Source organism: Acinetobacter sp., assembly GCF_036659555.1.
Classification (GTDB): domain Bacteria; phylum Pseudomonadota; class Gammaproteobacteria; order Pseudomonadales; family Moraxellaceae; genus Acinetobacter.
The window spans coordinates 46,877-57,730 of sequence record NZ_JAVXCI010000005.1; the positions used below are offsets into that span (position 1 = coordinate 46,877).

At 54.1% G+C, this 10,854-nt stretch carries 8 protein-coding genes; 5 read left to right on the forward strand and 3 right to left on the reverse strand.

The genetic code is table 11. The annotated features are described in order from the left end of the window. Nucleotides 1-99: 99 nt before the first annotated feature. Nucleotides 100-480: a hypothetical protein gene (locus RSA72_RS01495; protein ID WP_332621533.1), complete on the forward strand. Its 381-nt coding sequence runs from the start codon at nucleotides 100-102 to the stop codon at nucleotides 478-480. Between the two features lie 75 nt (nucleotides 481-555). Here RSA72_RS01495 and RSA72_RS01500 read toward each other — a convergent pair whose 3' ends face one another. Next, nucleotides 556-2,271 carry a cation acetate symporter gene (locus tag RSA72_RS01500; RefSeq protein WP_332632655.1) on the reverse strand — a complete coding sequence of 572 codons (1,716 nt, stop codon included), beginning with the start codon at nucleotides 2,269-2,271 and terminating at the stop codon, nucleotides 556-558. A 1-nt stretch (nucleotide 2,272) separates the two neighbouring features. Next, nucleotides 2,273-2,605: a DUF485 domain-containing protein gene (locus tag RSA72_RS01505; RefSeq protein ID WP_332623453.1), complete on the reverse strand. Its 333-nt coding sequence runs from the start codon at nucleotides 2,603-2,605 to the stop codon at nucleotides 2,273-2,275. A gap of 183 nt (nucleotides 2,606-2,788) precedes the next feature. Between RSA72_RS01505 and RSA72_RS01510 the strand changes: the two genes are divergently transcribed. Together RSA72_RS01510 and RSA72_RS01515 are read left to right on the forward strand one after the other, a co-directional pair. Then, complete coding sequence (locus RSA72_RS01510; RefSeq protein ID WP_332623452.1) at nucleotides 2,789-6,280, forward strand: PAS domain-containing hybrid sensor histidine kinase/response regulator; 3,492 nt, start codon at nucleotides 2,789-2,791, stop codon at nucleotides 6,278-6,280. A 422-nt stretch (nucleotides 6,281-6,702) separates the two neighbouring features. After that, a complete protein-coding gene (locus tag RSA72_RS01515; protein ID WP_332623451.1) occupies nucleotides 6,703-7,470 on the forward strand; it encodes a hypothetical protein in 768 nt (255 codons plus the stop codon). Nucleotides 7,471-7,721: 251 nt separating this feature from the next. Here the strand turns inward: RSA72_RS01515 and RSA72_RS01520 are convergent, their stop codons facing one another. Continuing rightward, nucleotides 7,722-8,372, reverse strand: a complete 651-nt coding sequence (locus RSA72_RS01520) for a response regulator (RefSeq protein WP_005006791.1) — start codon at nucleotides 8,370-8,372, stop codon at nucleotides 7,722-7,724. 378 nt (nucleotides 8,373-8,750) lie between these two features. On the opposite strand from RSA72_RS01520, the gene msuE reads away from it, so the two are divergent. Both msuE and sfnG read left to right on the forward strand, forming a co-directional pair. After that, a complete protein-coding gene (msuE, locus tag RSA72_RS01525) occupies nucleotides 8,751-9,482 on the forward strand; it encodes an FMN reductase (RefSeq protein ID WP_332623450.1) in 732 nt (243 codons plus the stop codon). A 27-nt stretch (nucleotides 9,483-9,509) separates the two neighbouring features. Continuing rightward, complete coding sequence (gene sfnG / locus RSA72_RS01530; protein WP_332623449.1) at nucleotides 9,510-10,610, forward strand: dimethylsulfone monooxygenase SfnG; 1,101 nt, start codon at nucleotides 9,510-9,512, stop codon at nucleotides 10,608-10,610. The last annotated feature ends 244 nt before the right edge of the window (nucleotides 10,611-10,854 follow it).

A 10,854-nucleotide genomic window follows, 5' to 3' on the forward strand; every position in this document is an offset into this window, starting at 1 on the left:
TGCATGGCGGATGAATTACAAAATCTGAAGCAAAGCCTGCTGTAAATTACACAGCAAAAGCGCACATTGAAAATCATTCCTGCGCATTTGAGTCCGCCCATGAATATCCGCCTGTTATTTCTTGCGCCGCTCTGCGCCCTGCTGATCAGCGCCTGCACGCAAACCGATCCCCTGCTGGAAAATCATCAAAGCTATATTGGCGCATGGAAAAATGAGCAAAGCGAATTGATCATCAAGGCTTCGGGCGAGGTGCTGTATTCGCATAAGGAATATGCGGCGCATCACCGCGCCAGAGAGGCCGGCAGCAGCAGCGCCTCGGTGTTTGTCAAAGCCAATATCAGCAGCTTTGACGGTCAAAGCTTCAGCATCGGCCAGGGCCAGGGCGAGCTGTCAAAGCGCTTTATCATTAACCGGGCGCCTTACCGGGAAAAAGGCCAATGGAAAATGACGCTCAACGGCGAACACTTCATCCGCCAGTAGCGCAGCGCTGCGAAGAAAGCCCCGCCCTAAAAAAAGCCCCTTGCGGGGCTTTCTTATTTTGGCTTAATCAGCAGATCAGTGATCTGATGCGCCGGAGATGCCGATGCCGGTCTGCGAGCGTACAAACTGCGCATCGAAAGCTTTGCGTTCAGCATGCGCCTGCGCAGAGCTGTCTGTGATGGAGAACAGCCAGCAGCAGAAGAATGACAATGGCATTGCAAAGATTGCCGGGCCATTGAATGGGTTAATCGGAGTATCAGAAATGCCCAAGGTGTCTACCCAAACCGCTTTCGCAAGCACAATCAATGTTACTGCAGTCACTAAGCCCACTACGCCGCCAACCACTGCGCCGCGGGTGGTTAAGCCCTTCCAGAACATTGACAGCACCAGCACCGGGAAGTTTGCGCAGGCAGCCACAGAGAATGCCAGGCCGACCATGAAGGCAACGTTCTGCTTCTCGAACAGAATGCCGAGGATCATTGCAAAGATTGCCAGGCCCAAAGTTGCGATTTTAGACATGCGCAGTTCAGATTCAGGCGTGGTCTGGCCTTTCTTGAATACATTTGCATACAGATCATGCGAGATTGCAGATGCGCCAGACAGCGTCAGGCCGGCAACAACCGCAAGAATTGTTGCGAATGCCACTGCTGAAATGAAGCCCATGAACAGGTCGCCGCCCACTGCATCAGACAGGTGAACCGCTGCCATGTTGTTGCCGCCAACCAGTTCCAGTTTGCCGGTAACCGCCATTTTCGCAACGTCAATGAACTGCGGATTGTTCGATACGTAAAGGATCGCGCCGAAACCGATGATGAAAGTCAGCAGGTAGAAGTAGCCGATGAAGCCGGTTGCAACCACAACAGATTTGCGCGCTTCTTTTGCGTCTTTCACAGTGAAGAAACGCATCAGGATGTGCGGCAGGCCGGCAGTACCGAACATCAATGCCAAGCCTAAGGAAATCGCGTCAATCGGATTAGCCGCCAGTTTGCCTGGGCCCATGATGTTGGCCGCTTCAGTCAGGCCGATGTCATGCACTTTAGAGAAGACTTGAATGGACTGTTCAAACATGTTGGTAAAGCTGAAGCCCACGCCTTTCATCACCATGAAAGCCATGAAAGTTGCGCCGGACAAAAGCATCACCGCTTTGATGATCTGCACCCAAGTGGTTGCCAGCATGCCGCCGAAGATTACGTAAGCCATCATCAGCAGGCCAACAATTACAACCGCGATGTTGTAGTTCAGACCGAACAGCAGCTTAATCAGCTGGCCTGCGCCAACCATCTGCGCGATTAAGTAGAATGCCACCACAACCAGCGAGCTGACCGCAGCCAAAGTACGCACCGGTTTTTCTTCCAGGCGGAATGAAACCACGTCAGATAAGTTGTATTTGCCTAGGTTGCGCAGGCGTTCCGCGACCAGGAACAGTACAATCGGCCAGCCGACCATAAAGCCCAGTGAATACAGCAGGCCGTCAAAGCCTGAGCTGAATACCAGTGCGGAAATGCCGAGGAATGACGCCGCTGACATATAGTCGCCGGCAATCGCCAGGCCGTTCTGGAAGCCGGAAATGCCGCCGCCAGCCGTATAGAAGTCCTGCGTGCTGGTGGTTTGGCGCGCAGCCCATTTAGTGATAAACAGCGTCAGGCCCACAAAAATTGCGAACATGATAATTGCATGCCAGTTGGTGGCCTGCTGCTCCGCTGCGCCTAAATCCGGGCCGGCCATCGCCATGCCTGACATCAGCAGGGCTGGCGCTGCCAGCGCCTGCGCTTTCAATGAATTCCATTTCATCTTAGTGCTGTCCTTTTTCTTGAGTAATCGCTTCAACTTCGCGCATTGCTTCTGCATTCAGCGGATCAAGCTTATTATTCGCAATATACGAATAAACACCGCATAAAATGAAAGACAATATAATAATGCCCAAACCTAATGGCATGCCGATGGTAGTCACGCCGCCGCTGAATGAACTCATTAAGAATTCTTTGTTGTAGCCGACTAAAAGCATGAAGCCGACATAGACAACCAGCATAATGATTGTCAATGTCCAGCTCAGCCTGCTTTTTCTGTTGACCATTTCTTTAAATTTTGGATTCTGTAGAATGCGATCTACCTGTGCTTCATCCATAACCCTGCTCCTGTTAACACCCAGCCGTGGGCGCAATTTTTAATTCGAATTATTTCGTTCCTAAAGTTACCAATCTTGCAGGGGTTTTGTAATTTAGACTTTGGTCGTTAAATTTTGATCAGCCCCCGCAGCATGCAGGCGGATAAGGTATCATGGGCCGAAGATTCAACTGCTGCGGGCACTATGAACAGCTGGCTTATCATGGGGGTGCTGGCCCTCTATATCGCATTACTTTTTATCTGCGCCTTTTTCGGCGAAAAGCACGCCAGCCGGCTCAGCACCCGCGGCCGCATGCTGCTGTTCAGCCTGACGCTGGGCGTGTACTGCTCCTCATGGACCTTTTACGGCGCCACAGGGGCTGCCGTGCGCGAAGGCATTATTTTCCTGCCGATTTACCTCGGCCCGCTGCTGTTTGTCGCGCTCGGCTATGACATCTGGCGCCGCCTGGGGCGCGTCCGCCAGCATCACGCCATTTCCTCGATTGCCGACTTTGTGGCGGCCCGCTACGGCAAAAGCGGCCCGCTGGCTTCGCTGGTGACCATTCTGGCGGTGATTGCGATCATTCCCTATCTGGCGCTGCAGCTGCGCGCCATTGCGCTCAGCGCTTCGGTGATTCTCGATCCGTCCGCCGGCATTACCGGCACCACCAACGGCGTGCTGTTTCTCACCGGCATTCTGGCCATTCTGGCGATGATGTTCGGCACGCGCCAGATCGCCAATACCGAACAGCACGGCGGCCTGATGCTGGCTGTGGCTTTTGAATCCTTCGTCAAGCTGTTTGCGCTGCTGGCGGTGGCATTTTTCTTTGTCTTTGAAGCGCCGCAAAACCTGCACCAGATCAGCGCGGACATCAGCTCAACCTTTCATGATGTGCAGCTGTTCGGCGTCCCGGAAAGCTTCTGGGTGCAGACCCTGCTGGCCGCGCTGGCGATTATCTGCCTGCCGCGCCAATTCCATGTGGCCGTGGTTGAACTGCGCGATGAAAAGCATATCCGCGGCGCGCGGCGCTGGTTTGCCGTTTACCTGATTTTAACCATTGTGGCGATTATCCCGATTGCCAGCTGGGCCCTGCACGCCGCGCCGGAATATCTGGCGATTCCCGACGTCGCCGTGCTGTCGCTGCCGCTGAGCTACAATCAGGACTGGCTGACCCTGCTGGCTTTCCTCGGCGGCTTCTCCGCATCCACCGGCATGCTGCTGGTGTCTTCGGTGGCCCTGTCGATTATGCTCAGCAACGACCTGATCATGCCGGCGCTGTGGCGCAGCAACCTGCTGTCGCGCCATGACAAGCGCCTGCCGCTGGTGCTGAAATTCACCCGCCGCGTGTGCATTCTGGCGGTGATGCTGCTGGGCTTCCTGTTCTTTCATTTTTTCAACGATATTGACCAGCTCTCAGTCTTTGGCCTGCTGGCCTTCAGCGCGGTGGCGCAGTTCTCTCCGGCGCTGATCGGCGGCCTGTACTGGCGCGGCGGCAGCAAGCAGGGCGTCTACGCCGGCCTGCTGACCGGCTTTGCCCTGTGGGCCTATACCCTGCTGCTGCCGACCGTGCTGCGCAGCCTGCCGGATCAGTTCAAGGCCTATACGCAAAGCGTCTTGAACTCCGGCCCGCTCGGCATCGGCTGGCTGCGCCCGGAAGCGCTGCTGGGCTTTGAATCCTTTGATCCCCTGACCCACGGCGTGGTCTGGTCACTGGGCTTGAATATCATTCTGTACATCTGGATTTCGCGGGTGTTCCGCCCCAGCATTGCCGAGCAGATTCAGGCAGAAAGCTTTTTCTATTATGAAACCAAGCCGCTGCCGTCGCACAATACCTCCAATGACATCAACTACCTGCACCACGACGTTGCGCGCCTGAAAGTCGGCGACCTGATCACGCTGGCCAAGCGCATTACCGGCGAAGGCGCAGCCACCCGCGCCTTTCAGCAGTTCTGCACGCAGAACAATGTCAGCCTGAATGAAAACAGCAGCGCCAACGGCATGTGGTGGCGCTTTACCGAGCAGTATCTGGCCGGCACCATCGGCGCGGCCTCCGCCCGCACCCTGCTGACCACCGCGATGGTCAATAACGGCCTGGCTTTGGGCCAGGTCGCCAACATTCTGGATCAGGCCTCGCAATGGCAGCGCTTCAACCAGAACCTGATCATGACTATGATTGACCACATGACGCAGGGCGTCAGCGTGGTTGATGAAAATATGTGCCTGGTGGCATGGAACAATCAGTATTTAAAGCTGTTTGATTATCCTAAAGACATTGTCTATGTCGGCTGCCCGATTGCCGACCTGATCCGCTACAACGCCGAACGCGGCGAATGCGGGCCGGGTTCGGTCGAAGAGCATGTGCGCAAGCGCATCCACTGGATGCAGGTCGGCAGTTCGCATGAATTTGAACGCATCCGCAAAGACGGCCGCGTGATTCAAATGCGCGGCAACCCGATTGAAGGCGGCGGCTTCGTTACCACCTTTGCCGACATTACCGCTTTCCGCGAAAATGAAGCGGTGCTGGAAGCGCGCGTGCAGGACCGCACCCAGCAGCTGGCCAACGCTTTGGCGGAGCAGCAGCTGGCGCGGGAAGTGGCCGACAAAGCCAATATGTCGAAAAGCCGCTTTATCGCCGCTGCCAGCCACGACCTGCTGCAGCCGATGCATGCCGCCCGCCTGTTCAGCACGGCGCTGGAGCAGAGCGTGCAAAGCGAAGAAGACCGCAAGACCCTGCAGCAGCTGGACCGCGCGCTGCACGGCGCGGAAAGCATGCTCTCCGCCCTGCTGGATATCGCCCGCCTCGAAGGCGGCACCATTCAGCCCAAGCGCCAGTCTTATCCGCTGCATGACCTGCTCAGCGACCTGGAGCTGCAGTTCAAATCCATCGCAGCCCAGCGCGGCATTAAATTCAGCGTGCATGATGCTCAGTTCTGGATTGACACCGACCCGCAGTGGATCCGCCGCATCATTCAGAACTTTGTCAGCAATGCGCTGCGCTATACCGCCCGCGGCCGGGTGATTGTCGGCGTGCTGCGCTCGGCCGCCCAGCCGGATCATATCCGCATCGGGGTGTGGGACACAGGGCCGGGCGTGGCCGAAGAGCAGCGCATCAAGCTGTTTCAGGAATTCGAGCGCTGCGGCCACACCTCGCCCTGGGGCGAACAGGGCCTCGGCCTAGGCTTGGCGATTGTGCAGCGCATGACCAGCCTGCTGGACTACCCGGTGCATGTCTATTCGGAACTGGGCAAAGGCTCCTGCTTTATGATTGAAGTGCCGATTGTCGAAGCGCCGAAAATCACCGCAGCGCCGATTCAGGCGGTGCCGCTGAAAACCAAAGCCTATAAGATTCTGTGCCTGGACAATGATGAAACCATTTTAGAAGGCATGTCGACCCTGCTGAGCAAATGGGGCTATCAGGTGTTTAAAGCCACGGAGCCGGAACAGGCGCTGCAGATGATTCAGCAGGAAAGCATTCAAGTTTGGCTGGTCGATCAGCACCTGAATGACGGCAAAGCCGGCCTGGATTTCATTTTAGCCAGCCGGCAGGAAAAAGTGCCGGTGGCGCTGATTACCGCAGACTCCGACCCGGAACTGCCGCAGCGCCTGAAGGAACTGAATATCGTGCTGCTGAAAAAGCCGCTGAAGCCGGCTTCACTGCGCTCATGGCTGTCCGGGCTGAAAATTTCAGGCAGCTGATCCGGCGCAAAACGGCTTGCCCTCAGCCCATTTCAGACGCATGGAATGGGCTTTCTTTATGCCGGGCCGGCCGCAGCTTGCGCCCGGCTGGCCGTTTTTTTTGACGCATAGGCAAAATGCCTCAAAAAGCGCCGCATCCGGCGCCAAAAAATTAGCCAAAAATATCAAATGCGCTTTGCCTATGGCAAAAACTGACCATTATTCAAGTGAACATTCGTATACTTAGTTACAATTAAAAAAGACTTTGTTTTTAATAAAAATAATATGATAGAAACCGCAAGCTAAAACTTTAGTCGTATTTTTATCCACCGCCTATCCAGCCTAAAAATAAGCCATGAAACGGTCAGTTTCCTGCTGCCTGAAAAGCGCGTGCTCCATTCGGAAAATGAAGCTGATCTGAATGCCTCAACCGGAGTTTGATTATGAACATTTATGAAACTGTCCCGCAAGGCGCCAGCAGCTCTCAGCAATTTCACCGCGAATACGGCGCCAATGCCCTGCTGCCGGACATTGACTGGGCCAGCGCCTTTAAATACAGCAAGCTGAATGACACCCATCTGCAGGCGCTGAATGCCCTGTATCAAAGCGCCGTTCCCCTTGCCCTGCAGGTTTTTGACGAACTGGAATTTGATGTTTTCGCGCCATCGGCCTATCAGCCGCATGGCCTGGGCCTGTTTGAGCGCTTGGCACAGCAGGAAGAAAAGCTGCTGAACCGCCTGGAAGCGGAAGCTCAGGACTTGAATGAGCCGGTGCGCCATCAGATCTGGAGCATGCTCCTGCGCGGCGGCGCGGTGCTGGTGTTCAAGGCATGGCTGGGCAAAGTCAAAACCGGCCAAGACCAGCTGGACACCTCGCAGTTTGATGAGCTGTCGGATCTGCTGTTCATTAAAACCTCGCCTTTTGAACTGGCGGAACGCCTGGATGTTGACCCCGAGTCGGCGCAGGATCATATCTTCCTGATGCATGGCAATGAAGTCTACCTCGACCGCTTCAACAGCCTTGAAACCGCAGCCTTGTTTGTCGATCTGGGCGTCTATGACGCCGCTTTCCTCAGCCTGCGCGATGACCGCGTAGCGGAATACTTAAAGCGCAAAGGCTATGTCACTGCAGAGCAGATTGATGAGCTGCAGTGCGCCCTGAACCCGCTGTTCTGCACAGACTTAACGCCTAAGCAGGACTGCATTGCCTAGCCGGATCCGCAAAAATTCATCAAAAAAGGCCTCAAATGAGGTAATGCTGATCAGTTAAGCGTAATTTCATTATTACTCATTAATAAATCTCCCCTAACCCCTCTTTACCAAAGAGGGGGAATACTTTTGAATTCAAGACTATCCTGAATTCAAAATACTCCCTCCTTTGAAAAAGGAGGGTTGGGGAGGATTAAAAAATTCTTAACTGACTGGCATTACTCAAATGAGGCCTTTTTAGCGCTGCGTGCAGCTTACATTTTCTTTTCTTCAATATTTAAGGCATTAATCGCCAGCACCGCCTGCGTGCGGTTCTGCACGCCCAGCTTGCGGAAAATTGCCGTGACGTGCGCTTTAATCGTGGCTTCAGAAACATCCAGCTCATAGGCAATCTGCTTGTTCAGCAGGCCTTCAGCCACCATCATCAAAACCCGGAACTGCTGCGGCGTCAAAGACTGAATGCGTTCCGCCAGCGCGGTTTCATCCGCTGCCCGCGGGTCAAAGCTGACATTGGCCGGCAGGTTAGGCGGCAGCCAGATTTCACCTTCCAGCACCTGGCGGATCGCTTCGCCAATATGGCTCGGATGCGCGGATTTCGGAATGTAGCCCATCGCGCCATGCGCAATCGCGCGCTGAATAATCGAGGTTTCTTCGTGCGCGGACACCACAATAATCGGCAGCGAAGGATACTGCGCGCGCACATGCACCAATGCGGAAAAGCCCGATGCGCCCGGCAAATTCAAATCCAGCAGCACCAGATCCGGTTCCGGACCGTTTTCCAGGCGTTCATAAAATTCATTTACCGCCGCCGTTTCATGAATTTGAGCTTGCGGCAGGCTGTAGCGGACAGCTTGAATCAAAGCATGGCGGAATAGCGGATGATCATCAACGATTAATATATTCATAAGCAGCGCGGAAAAATCCTGGGCACAGTGGCCCTATTTTAACCACACCTGCAGCCTTAAGGATATGCAAGTTATAACTATTTTTTAATTAATCTGCAGCTTTGCTGCACAAAATATTCAGTTTTCCTGATTTTCCGCAATTGTTGAATGCAAATCACTTTTTCATATAAATTTTATCTGCGCATGGACAATGCTTATCTGCATCTTTAATAACTTTAAAATTCAATTAATTAGATAAAGAAAAACCTTCAATATTTCACATAATCGCATATAGCTGAAAAACAGATAACTTCCGGCATTTTGCTTATTTTACAGCAGGCGGCGCGCTCAGGATTAATAGCAGGCATTCTCCATTAATCTCTATTTCAGGTTTTAAAAATGTCTATTTTAAATCAGCAAAAACCGCTGAATATTGTTGCAGTGTCAGGCGGACTTAATCATCCTTCAAAAACCGAAGCCTTGGTGCAGGCCATTATCGATGAGCTGGCTGAAGCCACACCGGTGCATGTGCATTTCATTAAATTCAGCGAAATTGGCCCTCTGCTGGGCGGCGCCATTTACCGCAGCCAGCTGCCGCAGCGCGTGCAGGATGACTTGGCCGCGGTTGAAGCTGCCGATGCCTTGATTGTCGGCACGCCGGTTTACCGCGCCTCATTCACGGGATTATTCAAGCATTTCTTTGACTTTGTGGAGCAGACTGCGCTGGCTGATGTGCCGGTGCTGCTGGCCGCTTCCGGCGGCAGCGACCGCCATGCCCTGGTGCTGGAGCATCAGCTGCGCCCGCTGTTCAGCTTTTTTCAGGCGCAAACCCTGCCGATTGGCGTATATGCCACAGACCGCGACTTCACCCCTGAATACAGCATTCACAGCGAATTGCTCCGCGACCGCATCACCTTGGCGGTGGCGCGCGCGCTGCCAATTGTGGAATGGGCGCCAGCCAAAGGCCAGCGTGCAGAAGCCGTGAAAGAGAAATCGCAGCAGGCCAGCCAGAACCTTGGCATCAATAAGCAGATTGAACAGGACGAAGTGCTGCCCTCGGCTGCTGTGCCAAGCCTGGACGCTGCCGAAGCGCGCCTGCATCATAAAAAGCCGAAAAACCAAGTGGCTTAAACCATACAGCATCCGGAGGATACGAATATGCCGCAGCCAGACCAGAATATTGCATTTGCCTATTGGGTGCCGAATGTCAGCGGCGGCCTGGTGGTCAGCAGCATTGAACAGCGCACCGACTGGAGCTATGACTACAATGTGCGGCTGGCGCAGGCCGCTGAAAAAAACGGGTTTGACTACGCGCTGACGCAAATCCGCTTTACTGCCGGCTATGGCGCGGACAATCAGCATGAATCGGTCAGCTTCAGCCATGGCCTGCTGGCCAAAACTGAAAAGCTGAAAGTCATTGCAGCCATTCTGCCGGGGCCTTGGAAGCCGGCGCTGGCGGCCAAGCAGCTGGCGACCATTGACCATTTAAGCCATGGCCGGATTGCCATCAATGTCGTCAGCGGCTGGTTCCGCGGCGAATTTGATGCAATTGGCGAAGAATGGCCGGAGCATGACCAGCGCTATGCCCGCTCTGAAGAGTTCATCCGCAGCTTGAAAGGCATCTGGACTCAGGATAGTTTCAGCTTCGACGGCCAGTATTATCAATTCAAGGACTACACCTTAAAGCCCAAGCCGGTGCAAAAGCCGCATATAGAGATTTTCCAAGGCGGCAGCTCCCGCGCCGCCCGCGATATGGCATCCCGCGTATCGGACTGGTACTTCACCAACGGCAATACCCCGGAAGAGCTGAAGAAGCAGATTGATGATATCCGCGAGAAAGCCAAAGCCAATCAGCATCAAGTAAAAATTGGCGTGAATGCCTTCATTATTGCGCGCGATACCGAACAGCAGGCGCGGGACGCGCTGCAGGAAATTATTGATAAAGCCAAGGTGCAGGCGGTAAATGCTTTTGGCGAGGCCACCCGCGAGGCCGGCGCATCCACGGCCGAAGGCGAAGGCAACTGGGCAAAGTCATCTTTTGAAGATTTGATTCAGTATAACGACGGCTTTAAGACCAATTTAATCGGCACGCCGCAGCAGATCGCGGAGCGCATTATTGAGCTGAAAGCAGCCGGCGTGGATCTGGTGCTGTCCGGCTTTCTGCACTTTATTGAAGAAGTGGAATACTTCGGTGAAAAAGTGCTGCCCTTGGTTCGTGAACTGGAAGCGCAGCGCGCTGATGCGGCCAAATCCGCTTAAGCTTTCATCTGAGCGGATTTCACGAAACACAATAATAGCCATAACGCAGGCAGTGGCTATTTTCCTCCAAGGCTCGGCTTGGGGGATTTTTTATTTCTCAGATTTTTCTGGCTTAATGCTGGCCTATTCAGCCGCCTAGCGCTGACTCAGGCAGCCGAACGGCGCATCCAATCAAGCCTGGCAAAAGCCTCCTCCTTGTATCTTAACTTACATAGTGATTAGCTCTCACTATACGCAAACAGCA

What these genes read in the sequence shown, in the direction of transcription:
- RSA72_RS01495 (WP_332621533.1), top strand. Translation starts at nt 100, where the DNA reads ATGAATATCCGCCTGTTATTTCTTGCGCCGCTCTGCGCCCTGCTGATC.
- RSA72_RS01500 (WP_332632655.1), bottom strand. Translation starts at nt 2,271, where the DNA reads ATGAAATGGAATTCATTGAAAGCGCAGGCGCTGGCAGCGCCAGCCCTG.
- RSA72_RS01505 (WP_332623453.1), bottom strand. Translation starts at nt 2,605, where the DNA reads ATGGATGAAGCACAGGTAGATCGCATTCTACAGAATCCAAAATTTAAA.
- RSA72_RS01510 (WP_332623452.1), top strand. Translation starts at nt 2,789, where the DNA reads ATGAACAGCTGGCTTATCATGGGGGTGCTGGCCCTCTATATCGCATTA.
- RSA72_RS01515 (WP_332623451.1), top strand. Translation starts at nt 6,703, where the DNA reads ATGAACATTTATGAAACTGTCCCGCAAGGCGCCAGCAGCTCTCAGCAA.
- RSA72_RS01520 (WP_005006791.1), bottom strand. Translation starts at nt 8,372, where the DNA reads ATGAATATATTAATCGTTGATGATCATCCGCTATTCCGCCATGCTTTG.
- msuE (WP_332623450.1), top strand. Translation starts at nt 8,751, where the DNA reads ATGTCTATTTTAAATCAGCAAAAACCGCTGAATATTGTTGCAGTGTCA.
- sfnG (WP_332623449.1), top strand. Translation starts at nt 9,510, where the DNA reads ATGCCGCAGCCAGACCAGAATATTGCATTTGCCTATTGGGTGCCGAAT.